General features: G+C 69.6%; 15 protein-coding genes. 5 read left to right on the forward strand and 10 right to left on the reverse strand.

The window, feature by feature from the left end; translation table 11 throughout:
• Nucleotides 1–115: 115 nt before the first annotated feature.
• Entirely contained in the window at nucleotides 116–2,101 is a 1,986-nt protein-coding gene (locus ACFWV3_RS41180) for a glycosyltransferase (protein WP_382419382.1), read from the reverse strand.
• Nucleotides 2,098–2,664: a DUF998 domain-containing protein gene (locus tag ACFWV3_RS41185; RefSeq protein WP_382419425.1), complete on the reverse strand. Its 567-nt coding sequence runs from the start codon at nucleotides 2,662–2,664 to the stop codon at nucleotides 2,098–2,100. The genes ACFWV3_RS41180 and ACFWV3_RS41185 overlap by 4 nt, the downstream gene beginning before the upstream one ends.
• Before the next feature lie 186 nt (nucleotides 2,665–2,850).
• Between ACFWV3_RS41185 and ACFWV3_RS41190 the strand changes: the two genes are divergently transcribed.
• The 3 genes from ACFWV3_RS41190 to ACFWV3_RS41200 are packed head-to-tail and all read left to right on the forward strand — an operon-like array spanning nucleotide 2,851 to nucleotide 5,478.
• Nucleotides 2,851–3,780, forward strand: a complete 930-nt coding sequence (locus tag ACFWV3_RS41190; RefSeq protein WP_382419383.1) for an ABC transporter ATP-binding protein — start codon at nucleotides 2,851–2,853, stop codon at nucleotides 3,778–3,780.
• A complete protein-coding gene (locus ACFWV3_RS41195; protein ID WP_382419384.1) occupies nucleotides 3,777–4,535 on the forward strand; it encodes an ABC transporter permease in 759 nt (252 codons plus the stop codon). The genes ACFWV3_RS41190 and ACFWV3_RS41195 overlap by 4 nt, the downstream gene beginning before the upstream one ends.
• A 19-nt stretch (nucleotides 4,536–4,554) precedes the next feature.
• A complete protein-coding gene (locus ACFWV3_RS41200) occupies nucleotides 4,555–5,478 on the forward strand; it encodes a heme A synthase (RefSeq protein ID WP_382419385.1) in 924 nt (307 codons plus the stop codon).
• Here the strand turns inward: ACFWV3_RS41200 and ACFWV3_RS41205 are convergent.
• From ACFWV3_RS41205 to ACFWV3_RS41230, 6 genes are all read right to left on the reverse strand, one after another.
• Nucleotides 5,457–6,551 (reverse strand): ankyrin repeat domain-containing protein, encoded by a 1,095-nt coding sequence (locus tag ACFWV3_RS41205; protein ID WP_382419386.1) that lies wholly within the window; start codon nucleotides 6,549–6,551, stop codon nucleotides 5,457–5,459. The two genes, ACFWV3_RS41200 and ACFWV3_RS41205, sit on opposite strands and share 22 nt — an antisense overlap.
• A gap of 9 nt (nucleotides 6,552–6,560) precedes the next feature.
• Nucleotides 6,561–7,025: a GbsR/MarR family transcriptional regulator gene (locus ACFWV3_RS41210; RefSeq protein ID WP_382419387.1), complete on the reverse strand. Its 465-nt coding sequence runs from the start codon at nucleotides 7,023–7,025 to the stop codon at nucleotides 6,561–6,563.
• A gap of 564 nt (nucleotides 7,026–7,589) precedes the next feature.
• Nucleotides 7,590–8,207 (reverse strand): ATP/GTP-binding protein, encoded by a 618-nt coding sequence (locus tag ACFWV3_RS41215; protein WP_382419388.1) that lies wholly within the window; start codon nucleotides 8,205–8,207, stop codon nucleotides 7,590–7,592.
• Nucleotides 8,188–8,736, reverse strand: a complete 549-nt coding sequence (locus ACFWV3_RS41220; RefSeq protein ID WP_382419389.1) for a DUF742 domain-containing protein — start codon at nucleotides 8,734–8,736, stop codon at nucleotides 8,188–8,190. The genes ACFWV3_RS41215 and ACFWV3_RS41220 overlap by 20 nt, the downstream gene beginning before the upstream one ends.
• A gap of 2 nt (nucleotides 8,737–8,738) precedes the next feature.
• Entirely contained in the window at nucleotides 8,739–9,158 is a 420-nt protein-coding gene (locus tag ACFWV3_RS41225; protein ID WP_382419391.1) for a roadblock/LC7 domain-containing protein, read from the reverse strand.
• Nucleotides 9,155–11,776, reverse strand: coding sequence for a nitrate- and nitrite sensing domain-containing protein (locus tag ACFWV3_RS41230; RefSeq protein WP_382419392.1), 2,622 nt, complete (start codon nucleotides 11,774–11,776; stop codon nucleotides 9,155–9,157). Before ACFWV3_RS41230 ends, ACFWV3_RS41225 begins: the two co-directional genes overlap by 4 nt.
• Nucleotides 11,777–12,111: 335 nt before the next feature.
• Between ACFWV3_RS41230 and ACFWV3_RS41235 the strand changes: the two genes are divergently transcribed.
• Nucleotides 12,112–12,522 carry a DUF485 domain-containing protein gene (locus ACFWV3_RS41235; RefSeq protein ID WP_382419393.1) on the forward strand — a complete coding sequence of 137 codons (411 nt, stop codon included), beginning with the start codon at nucleotides 12,112–12,114 and terminating at the stop codon, nucleotides 12,520–12,522.
• Nucleotides 12,519–14,096: a cation acetate symporter gene (locus tag ACFWV3_RS41240; RefSeq protein ID WP_382419394.1), complete on the forward strand. Its 1,578-nt coding sequence runs from the start codon at nucleotides 12,519–12,521 to the stop codon at nucleotides 14,094–14,096. The genes ACFWV3_RS41235 and ACFWV3_RS41240 overlap by 4 nt, the downstream gene beginning before the upstream one ends.
• 16 nt (nucleotides 14,097–14,112) lie before the next feature.
• Here ACFWV3_RS41240 and ACFWV3_RS41245 read toward each other — a convergent pair whose 3' ends face one another.
• Both ACFWV3_RS41245 and ACFWV3_RS41250 read right to left on the reverse strand, forming a co-directional pair.
• Nucleotides 14,113–14,955, reverse strand: a complete 843-nt coding sequence (locus tag ACFWV3_RS41245) for a RimK family alpha-L-glutamate ligase (RefSeq protein ID WP_382419395.1) — start codon at nucleotides 14,953–14,955, stop codon at nucleotides 14,113–14,115.
• The gene (locus ACFWV3_RS41250) at nucleotides 14,952–15,242 is read right to left on the reverse strand and encodes a hypothetical protein (protein ID WP_382419397.1); all 291 of its coding nucleotides are present in this window, start codon (nucleotides 15,240–15,242) and stop codon (nucleotides 14,952–14,954) included. The genes ACFWV3_RS41245 and ACFWV3_RS41250 overlap by 4 nt, the downstream gene beginning before the upstream one ends.
• Nucleotides 15,243–15,252: the final 10 nt, after the last annotated feature.

Consider the following 15,252-nt stretch of genomic DNA (forward strand, 5'->3'; position numbering starts at 1 on the left):
CCGAGAGACCCGGGACGTGCCGTCGGCCCGGCCGCCCCCTGCGCGACCGGGCCGACGCCCCCTCACCACCCGGAATCCCCTCCGGGCCCCCGAACCCCTCCTGCTCCCCCGAGCCTCAGGCCGCCAGCGCGATGACCGGCACCGTGTGCCCCATCGCCCGCGCGTACAGGCCTTCGAACCGCTCCAGCGTCGCGGCCAGCGCGTGGTGCGAGATGATCTCGCTGCTCGCCGCGCCCATCCGGGCCCGCATCGGCGCGTCGTGCACGAGCGTGTGCAGGCGCTGGGCCAGCTGGTTCACGTCACCCGGCTCGAACAGCCAGCCGTTGCGGCCGGGGTGCACCAGGTGCGGCAGGGCCATGGCGTTCGCGGCGATCACCGGCTTGCCCGCGGCCATCGCCTCCATCGTCGCGAGGCTCTGCAGCTCGGCGACGCCGGGCATGACGAACAGGTCGCAGCGGGCGTAGGCGTCGAGCAGCTCGTCCTCGGACACGAAGCCGTGGAAGCGCACGCGGTCGCCGATGCCGAGGTCGCGGGCCAGCAGCTCCCACTCCGCCTTGCAGGTGCCGTCGCCGACGACCTCGCCGAACGCGCCGGGCACGCGGGCCAGGGCGCGCAGGAACTCGTCGACGCGCTTCTCCTCGTCCAGGCGGCCGACGAACAGGGCCGTCGGGCGGTCGTTGTGCGTCACCGAACGCTGGTAGCGGGCGATGTCGATGCCGCACGACACGGGCACGGCGCGTTCCGGGAAACCGCTCTCGTGCAGCAGCTGCACGGCGCGCGGGGTCGGGGCGGTGACGACGTCGGCGCGGCCGAACACGCGGGCCAGGTCGCGGTAGGCCCACTTGCGCGACAAGCCCTGCAGGAACGCCGGCACGTGCGCGTGGCTGAACAGGTTCTCCGGCATGAAGTGGTTCGTCGCCAGCGTCGGGATGCCCTGCCCCACCGCGGAGTTCAGCACGAACCGGCCGACCACGAAGTGCGCCTGGACGTGCACGACGTCCGGCTTGAGCGCCTTGACGAGCTCGTCGGCCTCGCGGGAGGCCTGCCACGGCAGGCAGAAGCGGAAGTCCGGGTAGAACGGCAGCCGGTGCGAGCGCAGCCGGTGCACTGTCACGCCCTCGATCTCCGTCGCCCTGGGCGAGTCCGGGGCGATCACGTGGACGTCGTGGCCCTTGCTCGCCAGACCCGTCGCCAGGCGCTGGGCGAAGCGCGCGGCGCCGTTGACGTCCGGCGGGAACGTGTCGGCGGCGATGACCACGCGCAGCGCGCTGGAGGTGTTCACGGGAAGCTCCGTTCGAATGAGGACACGCGGTTGACGAGCGAGTGCGAACACACCGCTGATGGCGGCGAGCGCGCAGGCGACCAGTGCCGCTCCGGTCCACGGGGACAGGTGCGCGGCCTCGCCGAGCAGGAAGGCACCGAGGCCGACCGCGACCAGTGGGTCCACCACGGTCAGGCAGGCGACGGCGAGGTGAGGGGGCCCGCCGGCGTAGGCGTGCTGGACCAGCCAGCCGCCGACGGCGAGCGAGAGCGCGATGCCGAGCACGGACGCGATGTGCGAGAGCCCGAAACCGCCCTGCTGCACCGACTGCGAGACGGCGCGCATGAGCACGGACACGTACCCGTACGCCACGCCACCAGCCGATGCGAACGCCACGGCACGGATGCGCGCGTTCGTCGTGAGAACCGCGACGACACCGGGAACGGCGATCGCGCCGAGGGTGAAGAGTCCGGCCGTGAGTTCGAGATCCGGTGCGACCTGGGTCGCGGTCGCGCTGCTGGAGGCGAGGAACACGAACGCGCCCACGCCCACGGTCGTGATCAGGATCGCGGGCAGCTCGCGGAAGCGGCGGTCCAGCAACGCGGTCATGCCGATCGCGAGCACGCCGATGGGCTGCACCACGGTCAGCGGCGCCATGCCGAGCGCGGCCGCGTGCACCCCGGCACCGGCGACGAGCAGGACGAGCCCGCCGAGCCAGCGGGGTTCGCGCAGGACACCGGCGCGTGCCCCGGTCTCGGCGACCGCGTCGTGCTGCAGGCGGGCCGCGAACGCGAAGCACACGGCGCCGAGCACGGCGAGCGCGATGGCGAGCAGTGTCATGACGTGCGCCTCACCTGTAGTGCCGCGATGGCGAAAAGGAGTCCGTAAAGGGACGCGAACAAAACTCGTTCGGTCAGTCCGCGCGCTTCGAAACCGCCGAACGAAACGTGACTGACCAGAAAAGCGGCGCTCGACACGCTCGCCGTTATTGCGATACCGAGCAGAGCCGGAAATTTGCGGGCGATGAGCACTCCGGCGGCGGGCAAAGCCACGAACATGACCGCGCCGGCGTACCGGTGGACGTAGCCGGACACGGAGGTCGGTGCTCCCGTCGGGTCGGTCGGGAAGATCGTCGAGACGGTCAGACCGGCCGACCACACGCCGATCAGCCACTGCGCTGACCTGCCTACACCCCGCAGGTTGACGGCCAGCAACGCCGAGACGGCCGCGAGACTAAGAGACGTCGCCGCCAGGAATCCCGTGCCGTTGTCGACGAACACGTAGTCGCTGATGACGTCGCTGATCGGGCTGAGCTGTCCTGCCGACACGACATGCAGGTAGAGAATCGGGACCAGTGAGAACACCAGTCCCCCGACCACCCATCCCCGTCTTTTCGCCCCCATCTCGAACACGGGAAAAGTCTCTTGCGATCGCGGTGATCAACCAATGGGGAACTCCCCCGAGCGAACCCTGAGGTGTCCCTGAGGTCCCGGGGTAGGGACAGCCCCACCATTTCCGGCTGCGCCCCGGCGACGGCGCCCGCGACCCAGCTGAGTGCGGAATGTCCTGACCGCCTAGGCTGCGTGCCTGTGAGCCCGAATCCCCAGCCTGCGGTGGAAGTGTCGGGGCTGGTCAAGAGGTACGGCTCGAAGACCGCCGTCGACGGCCTCGACCTCGTTCAGCAGCCCGGCACCGTCCTCGCCCTGCTCGGGCCGAACGGCGCGGGCAAGACGACGACCGTCGAGATCTGCGAGGGATTCCGCGGCGCCGACGACGGCACGGTGCGCGTGCTCGGCCTCGCGCCCGGCTCCGAGGAGCTGCGCCCGCGCATCGGCGTGATGCCGCAGGGCGGCGGCGGGTATCCCGGCATCCGCGCCGAGGAGATGCTGAACCTCGTGGCGGCCTGCGCGAAGAACCCGCTGGACCCCCGGTGGCTGATCGAGGTCCTCGGGCTCGGCGGCTCCGCGCGCACCCCGTACAAGAGGTTGTCCGGCGGTCAGCAGCAACGGCTCTCGCTCGCGTGCGCGTTGATCGGACGCCCCGAGCTCGTGTTCCTCGACGAGCCGACCGCGGGCATGGACCCGCAGGCGCGCCGCCTGGTGTGGGACCTCGTCGGCGCCTTGAAGGACGACGGCGTGGCGGTGCTGCTGACTACGCACCTCATGGACGAGGCAGAGACGCTCGCCGACAACGTCGTGATCATCGACGAGGGCCGCGTCGTCGCGCAGGGCTCGCCCGCCGAGCTGACCGCGAACCGGCCGGACGACCAGCAGCTGCGCTTCCGCGCCCGCCCGGGCCTCGACACGTCGCTGCTGTCCGCGGCGCTGCCGGAGGGCCTGAAGGTGCGCGAGGCCGCGCGCGGCCAGTACGTCGTGGAGGGCCTGATCGACCCGCAGGTCGTCTCGACCGTCACGTCGTGGTGCGCGCAGCAGGGCGTGCTGGCCGAGGAGCTGACGGTGGCCAAGCGCAGCCTCGAAGACGTTTTCCTGGAGCTGACCGGCAGGGAGCTGCGTTCGTGACCACCTTCGCTCCCGGCACCTTCACGCCCGCGCCCGGCCGCGGGTCGCTCGCGCGGATGCTCTTCGTGCACGCCCGCACCGAGGCGCTGCTGACGTTGCGCAACGGCGAGCAGATCCTGCTGACCGTGCTCATCCCGCTGGCACTGCTGATCGCCCTGTCGCTGATGTCGGTGATCCCGATGCCGGAGCCGCGCGTCGGTTCCGCGACCGCCCGGATCTTCGCGCTGGCGATCATCTCGTCGGCGTTCACCGGCCAGGCCATCGCGCTCGGCTTCGACCGCCGCTACGGCGTGCTGAAGCGGCTGTCCGCCTCGGCGCTGCCCCGGTGGCTGCTGGTGGCGGGACGGGTCTGCGGCGCGCTCGTCGTCGTGGCGATCCAGATCGTGCTGCTCGCCGTCACCGCGCTGATCCTCGGCTGGAAGTTCCCGTTGAGCGGCCTGCCGTGGGTGGTGCTGCTGATCGTCCTGGGCACGCTGACGTTCGGTGCCTTGGGCGTGCTGCTCGGTGGCGCGCTGCGGGCGGAGATCGTGCTGGCGCTGGCGAACATCATCTGGTTCGTGCTGCTGATGGTCGGCGGTGTGGCGCTGTCCGTGCCCGTCGGGTTCGTGCACCTGCTGCCGTCGGCGGCGTTGGCCGAGGCGCTGGAAACCGCTGTGGTGCACGGCACCGCGCCGGGTGTGGCGCCCGTCGCAGTGCTCGTGGCCTGGGGCGTTGTGGCCGGGGCACTGGCCACCCGGACGACTCGACTCACCTGACCGCGCCTACCATCAAGGCGTGTCGAAGCTGACCGCCTTCCTCGTGTCCTGGCAGCGCGCGTTCGCGATTGCCGTCGTCATCGCGCAGGCCGGAATCGCGGTCACCGGGTCGATCGTCCGCGTGACCGGCTCGGGCCTGGGCTGCCCGACGTGGCCGCAGTGCGTCGAGGGCAGCGTCGTCCCGGTCGAGCACCCCGAGGTCGCGGCCCTGCACCAGTGGGTCGAGTTCGGCAACCGGACGCTCACCGGCGTGGTCGGCATCATCGCGGGCCTGTGCGTCCTGGCGGCGTGGTTCCACCTGCCGCGACGTCGTCGGGTCCTCGTCCTCTCGCTCGTCCAGCTCGTCGGCGTGGCCGTGCAGGCGGTCGTCGGCGGCATCACGGTCCTCGCCGGTCTCGCCTGGTACACCGTGTCGATCCACTTCATGATCTCGATGGCCCTGGTGTGGATGGCCGTGCTGCTGGTGAGCTCGCTGTCCGAGGGCGACGGCCCCGCGCGTCTGCTCGTCCCGGCGCCGCTGATGAAGCTCCAGGTCGTCATGGCCGCCGTGCTGAGCGCACTGCTGCTCGCGGGCACCTGGGTGACCGCAGCCGGCCCGCACGCCGGCGACGCTTCCACCCCGCGCCTGGACGTCGAGGTCGCGACGCTCGCGCAGGTCCACGCGGACCTGCTGTTCCTGTTCCTGGGCCTGCTGATCGCCGTCGGCTTCTTCACCCGCACCCGCACGTACTGGACGCTGGTCGGCGTCGTGCTCGCCCAGGGCGCGCTGGGCATGGTGCAGTACTGGACGGGCGTGCCCGAGGTGCTGGTGTCGATCCACGTGCTGGGCGCCGGCGCGGTCGTCATCGCGACGGCGGCACTGTGGACGTCCTCACGGGAGCGCACGCACACCGTGGAGCTGCCCGCCGACGAGACCGGCGATCAGGCGCTCAGCAAGGCTTGAGCCTCACCCTGGTCGTTGTGCCCGGCCCAGTTGGCCGGTGTCGCCTCGAAGTTGGCGTCGGTGATCGTCCTGTCCGCCCCCGCGTCGAGCAGCATCCGGATCACGCTGAGCTGCCCGCGCTCGGCCGCGAGGTGCAACGCCGTCACGCCCTCCCCGTGCATCGGCCCGCCGAACGTCGTGCGCTGGTCGGGATTCGCCCCGAGATCCAGCAACGCCCGCGTGGCGTTCTCGAGCCCCCGGTAAGCCGCCCACGCGAGCGCCGTACCCCGGTACACGTCGGCGTCGATCCGAGCGCCACGCCGGAGCAGTTCCTTCAGCACCTCGGTGCGGTCGTTGCGAGCGGCCCACGACAGGGCCTCGTCGAGCACTTCCTGCGGGTCGTCGGTGGGCCACCACCGCGGAAACCCGCTGTGCGGCCGGTAGTAGCCACGCCCGGCCTCGGGATCGGTGGCGAGCCCGAGGTCCCCCAGCCCCGCCGCCGTCCGCAGGTTGGGCGGGTCGGTGCCGAGCAGCTCCGCCGTCTCGCGGTTCCCCCAGAACAACGCGACGGTGAGCGGCGTCCCACCCGCACCCCGCGCCTCCAGGTCGGTGCGCGCACCCCGGTCGAGCAGCAACCGGGCAAGCCGGGGCAGGTTGACGTAGGCAGCCTGGTGCAACGCCGTCCACCCGTGGACGTTCTGGTGGTTGATGTCCGCACCGTCGTTGAGCAACACCTCGACCACCCGCTCGTCCTCGGTGGCCGCAGCCAGCCCGAGCAGGTCGTTGCCGTTGGTACCACTGGCCTTCACGAGCCACGGGTCGCGCGTGATGATCGCCTTGAGCTCACCGGGGTTCTGCATCTCGATGGCCTGATAGGCCCGCGCGAACGGCCGCGGCCGCCGGATGTGGGTCTCGAGCGCCTTCCAGTCCTCACACCCGTGAGCCTGGGCGAGCACGATGTGCGCGCCCTCCTCCGTCAACGGCACGTCGTCGAAGACTTCCAACGCACCCGGCACCCCGTCCCACGCGGAGGCCAGCAGTCCCCTGGCGCGCTCCTCGTAGTACTGGACGTCATCGCGGAACGGATGCCACATGCACCCACGCTACTTCGGCTGGGCAGGCCTGCGCTCCCACAAAGCGGGAAGTTCCTCTGAGAGCCAACCGTAAAGCCGGTCGACGGTCTTGAGCCGCTGAGCCCGCTCCGGATCCCCGCTGAGCAACCGCATGCCGTCGTCCGTCAGCGTCTGCACGCTCGCCAACGCGTTGAGCTTGCGCTGGATGAACTCCGACCACGCCTTCTCGTTGATCCGGTACTCGGCAGCCTGCCGCCCGCGCCGAGTCCGCTTGGTCACCAGCCCCACGTTGACCAGGTACTTCAAGTTGGTGCTGATCGACCCGCTACTCGCTTCCAACTCCTGCGACAACTCAGCCGCCGTCCGCTCGACAGGCTGGCACACGAGCAGATACCCGAGAATGCGCCCGCCGATGAGCGGAATCCCCTCTTCGGCGAAGTGGGCGGCAAACCGCTCGATCCACGCCGACAGCCTGGTTTCCCTGCCTACGCTCACCGGTGATCCCTTTCGGTCGACACTGAAATCATCGTAACGATCTCGTCAACAACCGCAAGGGTGCAACGGAACGCACGGAAGCACCGGGCAACGCGATGCCGAAGGCGAGCCGACACAACCCCCGCACCGCCAATGGCGAAGCCGAGGCCCCAAGCGATGCCGAAGGCGAGCCGTGCGGACCTGACGCCGATGGGTAGCGGTGAACCCACTCGTGGTTAGGCGATTGGGGCTTGACTTTGGGTGCGAGGTGCTACCACTCGTGGATCGGCCGGTTGCGAAGCATCCGGCCTTTTCCGGCCGACAGAGCGCCTCGCAAGGGCCCCGAAGTCAAGCCCCAATCGCAATCGTCGCGCAGCGGCGATGAACCCAGGTCTTCGTCCGAGGTGCACGACCACGCTGGAACAGGCACGGAACCATCAAAGGCAACCACGCTGGAACTCGCACGATCCCAACGGCAACCACGCCGGAACTCCCACGATCCCAACGGCGACCACGCCGGAACAGGCTCCGAAAACAAAGGGCCCCTCCCCCCAAAAAACAGGGGAAGGGGCCCAAACGCAAACCTCAGCAAACAGGCGCCAGCGGCGTGGTCTCATCCGGCCCTGGCCGCCGCCTCCACCGATCCAGCTTCGCGTGCTCGGTCAACGAGATCAACGTCTCCCGCACCGACAACCGCACCCGAGGATCGCAGTTCACCACCGGAACCTCCGGCGCGATCCCCATCCCGCGAATGATCGCCTTCACGTCCGACCGCACCGAGTCGTGCACGTTGTTCAGCGCCAGCACGTAAGGAATCTTGTGGTCCTCGAAGTACCGCATGGCGTCCACGGAGTCCGCGGGCCGCATCACGTCGAAAAGGACGACTGCGCCGACCGCGCCGCGCACGACGTCGCTCCACCCGGCACGCGGGTCCTGCCACTGCGGGGCAACGAACAGGTGCAGGGCGAGGCCGGGGTCGAGCCACACCCGTCCGAACTGGATCCGCACCAGCTCGGTCACCAGGCCGGCGCGTTCCGGCGCCATCGCTGTCATGGTCAGCAGATCGTTTTCCACGATCGTCCTGATGAAGGTGCTCTTGCCCACGCCGAAGCCACCGGCGACGACAATCTTGGCCGAGGTCAGCTCCCGACCGGGCGGCCCTGGGGGCCCGAAATCGGGAAATCTAGAGCCGACGTAGTCCACTCAGCACTCTCTCCATCAACCCGAGGTCCGGCATGTCACCGCCGGCGGAAGCGGTCTGGTGCACGTCCACCAGGCCTCGTTCCGCCATGTCGCCGAGCAACACCTTCACGACTCCCAGCGGGAGTCGCATCAGTGCGGCCACCTCCGCGACGGATCGCGGTGAACGGCACAAGTCGACGACGCGTTGGTGCTCAGACTGCAAGATACCTGCCGACCGCCGACTCTGATCATTGGCGGAGACAAGTGTCTCGATCTCGAGATGGATGTTCGACCGTGTGCGCCCACCCGTCCAGGCATATGCACGAACGATCGACGAGTCGGCGGCGTCCGCGACACCGATGTCGAAGGCCGGTACGTCCGTTCTCGGGATCTCGGGAACCACCGGTGGTTCGGGCTCCGCGGGGACGGCCGCGCGCGGCCGTTTGCGGCCCGAGTCCAGGGAAAACCCGTTCATCAGGTCGGCGAAGGTCTGCTCTGCGGGCGTCTCCGCCCGTCTGCGTCGTCGGTTCGGGTCTGCGGCCGAACTCATGTTCACCTCACGCTGTGCAGCTGCGCTCGCAGTTCGGGAGTGAGGATCTGGCCCACCTGGTCGACGACCACGGTCATCTCGTAGGCCACCTGGCCGACGTCGCTGTCGGGCGCGGCGAGAACCGCCAAACAAGATCCGTCTCGGATGGACATGAGGAGCATGATCCCGTAGTCCATCTCGATCACGGTGCGCAACACTCCGCCGCCCTCGAAACACCGCGCGGCGCTCAGCGTGAGCGCCACGACACCCGAGGCGATGGCGGACAGCTGGTCCGCCCTCTCCGGCGGCAGGCCTGCCGACTTGGTGAGCAGGAGGCCGTCGACCGAGATCACGATCGCGTGGGCGACACCGGCCACGCGATCGGTGAAGTTCGTGATGAGCCAGCCGAACTGGTCCACCTTGCTCGACTGCGGCGTGCTCATGCCTTCTTCTCCCCGTTCCGCTGGCCGTTCCCCTGGCCGTGTCCATTCCCGTTGCCACCCAGCGGGGACTGTCGGATGCCCGTCTGGTAGCTCGCGAGAAAGCCCCTGGTCCGTTCCGGATCGCGCTTCGAACCCGCGGCGGGACGAGTGCCGTTCTCCGAACGGTCCGCGAGGTCGGGGAGCAGGTTCTTGCGCGGCGCCCGCTTCGGCAGACCGGCGTCGGTCTCACCGGCGTCCGTGGCGGGGTCGCCCGGCTGCTCCCAGACCGTCCCCCCTGGCTTCTTGCCGAACCAGGATGCCACTACGGACTGTGACGACCTCGGGCCGGGCTCCGATGTGGACCCGTTCGCCGAAGGATCACGGTTGACCGTTTCGTCCTGGGCTCCGCTCCCCGCGAACCAGGACGACGTCGTCTCATTTGGCGTCTCTGCAGGCACGGACTTCTCAACGGCCGAGGCGCCGCGAGGGTTTCGTCTCGGCAGGGATTCGTCGATCTCCGATCCCCGGAACGACGTCCACTCCGCCGACTCGCGCGGTTGCTCGATGGCCGGGGCGGGCGGCGCCAGGTTCGGGGTCTTCACGACCACGTGCGGCTGCTTGGGCGTCAGCGCGGGCTTCGGCTGCGGCAGCGCGGCGTGCCGGGGCTGCGACGGTGCCGGGGCGGCGTCGTGCGTGCGGACGAGCTCCACCGGCACGAGCACGTGCGCCCGCAGGCCCTCACGGCCCTCTCCCGCGCCGCGCAGCCGCACGGAGATGCCGTGCCGCGACGCGAGGCGGCCGACGACGAACAGACCCATCTGCCGCGACACCGGCACGTCGTCCTCGGTGTCGGTGGAGAGCCGCTCGTTGGCCTCGGTGAGCTCCGCGGGCCCCATGCCGATGCCCTGGTCGGCGACCTCGACGAGCACGGCGCCGTGCGGGTCGAGCCGCGAGCCGATGACGACCTGGGTGGCGGGCGCGGAGAACGCGGTGGCGTTGTCCAGCAGCTCCGCGACGAGGCGCACGAGGTCGCTGGCGGCGTAGCCGACGATCTCGACCGACGGCGTCGACTTCACCACGACCCGTTGGTAGTGCTCGATCTCCGACGCGGCGGCGCGCAGCACGTCGGCCAGCGGGACGGGCTGGCTGAACCGGCGCGCGGTGTCCGTTCCGGACAGCACCATGAGGTTCTCGTTGTTGCGGCGCATGCGCGTCGCGAGGTGGTCGAGCTTGAACAGGTTGGCGAGCTGCTCGGGGTTCTCCTCGTGGCGCTCCAGCTCCTCCATGAGCTTGAGCTGGCGTTCGACGAGGCCCTGCGAGCGGCGCGACAGGTTGACGAAGATGTTCTTCATGCCGGACCGCAGTGACGACTGCTCGACGGCGGACCGGATCGCCTGCTCGTGCACCGCGTCGAACGCGCGGGCGAGCTGGCCGAACTCCTCGCTCGAGTGCACGGGCACCGGCTCGATCTCGGTGTCCGGCTTGCGGTCGGCGCGGATGGCCGCGACGACCTCGGGCAGGTGGTGGTGCGCCACGTCGAGCGCGGACCGGCGCAGCTCCGACAGCGAGCGCAGCAGGTAGCGGCCGATGACGAAGCCGAGCGTGCCGGCGATCAGCAGCATCGCGAGCAGGATGACCGCGGCGGCGCCCGCCTTGTCGGACGTGTCGTCCTGCAGCACGGCGGCGGAGTTCGCGAGCTCGTCCTGCAGCGCGCGGACGACCTGGTCCATCAGCCGGGCGGTGGTGCCGGACGACTTGTTCCAGTCGTCGACGGCGATGCCGAACGAGGGCGCGGGCTTGGGCTGGCCCGGCCGGGCCGCGGGGGCCGGCGTGCCGTCCGGCTGGGTGAGCGCGCGTTCGACCAGGGCGGACCGGTTCGCGACGGCGGCACCGGTGACCGTCTGGTCGTAGGAACGGCGTTGCTCGACCGTGCCGATGGCCTGGAAGTCGTTGAGGCGGTCCTGCAGGCGGATGTCGGACTGCTCCAGCGTGCGGACCTCGGGGCCGAGGAGCTTGCCCCTGCCGATCCCCGCCAGCACGACCGCGTGCTGCAGGGAGACCTGCTCCTGCGCGATCACCATGTTGTGCAGCGCCAGGGCGGTGCCGGCGATGGCCTGGTCGCCGAACTGGCTGATGAGCGCCTGTTCGAAGTCCAGCAACGACTTCACGACCACCGTGTAGCCGGTGGTGCCGCCGGACGGGTCGCCGCCATCGCCGCCCTGAGCGACCTTCTCGCGCAGGTTCTTCAACGTCTCGAGCTGGCCGCCGAGCTCGCTGAACCGGTTGCGCGCGACGTCGCCGAGGCCGCTGGTGCGGTCGACGCGGCGGCGCACGGTCGCGGCGGCGTTGTCGGTGGACCGGATCTGGTTCTGGTAGGCGCCGACGCCGGACCCGCTGGTGGAGCTCTGCGCGGCGAGCGTGCGTTCCTGCTGGACGCTGGAGATCAAAGGCGCGAGATCGGCCCTCAACCGCACCAGGCCCTGCATTTGCACGTAGTTGTTGGACCGATCGACGTAACCGGAGATCTGCAAAGCACCGGCACCGACGGCCACCGCGACGGGCACCAGCAGGACGACGCCGAGCTTGACGGGCAGGCGCCAGTTGCGCCAGTCGCTGATCTTTCTCCACTCGACATTCACGAAATGATCCCCAAGGCGCGCTCGAAGTGCCCCACTTTCGGCTACCTCCTGGCCCGGTGAATCCCCGTGTGTCGAGACACCCGTCGCAGTTCGATATCGCGACCGCCCAGTCGGGTGTGAGCGGGATAGTAGGCCAGAGAGCGTGACGCGACAACGACCTGGGTTGTGCTCGACCGATCACCCACGGTGACAGTCGGCCTTTGGGGTGGTCATGCGGGTTCAGGGGATTGACTCGCCGCCACGCGTGGTTACGCTTGCGCCCTCCACCCCCGGTTTAGCGGCGGCCTCCGCGCACGCGCTCTCCGGGCACTCCCCGTAACGAATGCGAGCGGTTGATGACGAAGGCGCTGCCCTCCGTGTCACGCCCGGCGACCCCCGGTTTCGCGACCTTCGAAGAGCCTCGTCACGCATTGCTCATAGACGGTGACGGTGAGCCGGATTTCAGCGCCATCCAAACGAGTGAGGATTTCCTCGCGCTGAAGCGGCGGGTGAAGCGTTTTATTCTCCCGGCGACCCTGCTGTTCCTCGCTTGGTATGTCACGTTCGTATTGCTTTCAGCTTACGCCGGCGACTTCATGAGCACTCCGCTGTTCGGAACGGTGAACGTCGGTCTGACGATGGGATTTCTCCAGTTCGTCACCACGATCGTCATCACAATGGCCTACGCGCGCTACTCCAAGAGGAAGCTCGACCCGCAGGTCGACAAGGTGCGCGCATTGGCGGAAACCGATGAGGAGCTCGCGTGACCGGGGCGAACACCGCGATCAACCTGTCCGTCTTCGGGATCTTCGTCCTGCTGACGCTCTACGTCGTCTACCGCGCTTCGACGCGGAACGTGAGCGCGTCGGACTACTACGCGGCCGGCAGCAGCTTCACCGGGACCCAGAACGGCATCGCGCTCTCCGGTGACTTCCTCTCCGCGGCGTCGTTCCTCGGCATCTCCGGCGCGATCGCGGTGAACGGGTACGACGGCTTCATGTACTCGATCGGCTGGGTCGTCGCCTGGCTGATCGGCCTGATGCTGATCTCGGAACGGCTGCGCAACACCGGCCGTTTCACGATGGGCGACGTGATGGCGTTCCGCATGCGCCAGCGCCCGGTGCGCGCGGCCGCGGCGAACGCGACGCTGGTGATCTCGCTGTTCTACATGATCGCGCAGATGGCGGGCGCCGGCGGCCTGATGGCGCTGCTGCTCGACGTCCACAGCAAGGTGGGCCAGGCGATCATCATCGCGGTCGTCGGCGTCGTCATGGTGCTGTACGTGCTGGTCGGCGGGATGAAGGGCACCACCTGGGTGCAGATCATCAAGGCCGTCCTGCTGATCCTGTCGGTGTCGCTGCTGACGATCTTCCTGATCGGCAAGTTCGGCTTCGACTTCTCGTCGATGCTCGACCGCGCGACGCAGCGCTCGCCACTGGGCGAGGCCGTGCTCGCGCCGGGTGTGAAGTACGGCGCCACGGGCCTGTCGAAGGTCGACTTCCTGTCGCTGGCCCTGGCCCTGGTGCTCGGCACCGCGTCGCTGCCCCACGTCCTGATGCGCTTCTACACGGTGCCGAACGCCCGTGAGGCCAGGAAGTCCGTGGTCTGGGCGACCTGGATGATGGTCATCTTCTACTCGTGCACCCTGGTCATCGGCTTCGGCGCGATGGCACTGGTCGGCACCGACAAGATCACCGGCGCCCCCGGCGGCGAGAACTCGGCGGCACCCCTGCTGGCGTTCCAGGTGGGCGGCACGGTGCTGCTGGGCATCGTGTGCGCGGTGGCGTTCGCCACGATCCTCGCGGTCGTCGCCGGCCTGACGCTGACGGCCTCGGCGTCGTTCGCCCACGACGTCTACGCGAACGTCATCAAGCACGGCGAGGCCGACCCGCGCGACGAGGTCCGCGTGGCCCGCCTCACCGCGGTCTGCGTCGGCGTGCTGGCGATCGCCGGCGGCATCGCGGCCAACGGCCAGAACGTGGCCTTCCTGGTGGCGCTGGCCTTCGCGCTGGCGGCGTCCGCGAACCTGCCGACGCTGCTCTACTCGATGTTCTGGAAGCGCTTCAACACCCGCGGCACGTTGTGGAGCATCTACGGCGGCCTCACGTCGTGCGTGCTGCTGATCGTGTTCTCCCCCGCGATCTCCGGCTCGAAGTCGTCCGTCTTCCCGGACGTCGACTTCGCCTACTTCCCGTTGTCCAACCCGGGGATCGTGTCGATCCCGCTGTCGTTCCTGGCCGGGTTCGTGGGCACGTTCCTCGGCGGGGAGAAGGCGGACCCGGAGAAGCAGGCGGAGATGGAGGTGCGCGGGCTGACCGGGATCGGGTCGGGCCTGCGCTAGACCTCCGTCCGCACCGTCAGTCCACCGCCGCCCGGACGGCCGCGCTCAACCGGGCCGCGGCCTCCGGACCGGTGTGCCTGAACCCCAGCGTCGGCTCGGTCAGCTCCAGCTCCAGCAGCAACGGCTCCCCGCCGGGCCCCTCCACGACGTCCACCCGCGCGTAGAGGAAGTCCGCGCGCCGCAACGAAAGCAGCTCCGCCGCCACGTCGAGCACCTGCTCGGCGAGTGCGACCTGGGCCGCGGTCGGTTCGATGCCGCCCAGCTCCTCCTCGACGTACAGGCCGGACGCGGACTCGGCGAGGCCCTGTGCCAGCATCGGTCCCTTGTGGAACGAGTGGGAGTACTCGCCCGCGAAGAACACCAGCGCGGTCTCGCCGTTCGAGTCCACACTGGACTGGTACGGCTGCACGAGTGCTTTCACGCCAAGGGCTTCGAAGTGCGCCAGCGCCGAGCCGTGGTCGGTGAACCGGGCGGCGCCGCGGGAGCCCGCGCCGATCGCCGGCTTCACCACGAACTCGCCGTCCGGGAAGTCCGGTGCGGAACCCGGCGACACCACGGTGGTGGGCACGACGGCCACGCCGCGCTCGGCCAGTTCGACCAGGTAGGACTTGTCGGTGTTCCAGCGCACCACGGACGCCGGGTTCGCCAGCGCCGGCACGCGGTCGCACCACGCCAGGAACTCGTCCAGGCGGTCGGTGTAGTCCCAGGTGGCGCGCAGCACGACCAGGTCGGCGTGCACGTCCGCGCCCCAGGGTTGCCAGACCACGTCGACGCCGTCGGACCTCAGGGCCTCGACCAGGGCGTCCTCGTCGCCGTCGCCCTCGGGCAGGGCGGCGCAGGACGCGAGGACGACCTTCATGACCGCATCTTGGCCATCTTGCGGCGGTGGGCCGGGCCGATCTTGGTGGCGGCGGTGGTCTCGCGGTCCCACTCGGCCTGCTCGACGTTCTCCGCGGCCTCGACGGCCTGGGTGGCGGTCTCGACGTCCTCCGTCAGCACGTCGCCCATGGCCCCGTCGGCGCCGACCAGCACGATCCGCGCGCCGGCCCGGCCGATCGGCTCCACGACGGCCTTGACCGGGGTGCCCGGCTTGCCGTGGGCCTTCACGAACTCGTCGATGCGCTTGCGCGCGGTCTGATCAGACATCCCCACACTG

Source organism: Lentzea sp. NPDC059081 (genome assembly GCF_042738015.1).
Classification (GTDB): Bacteria; Actinomycetota; Actinomycetes; order Mycobacteriales; family Pseudonocardiaceae; genus Lentzea.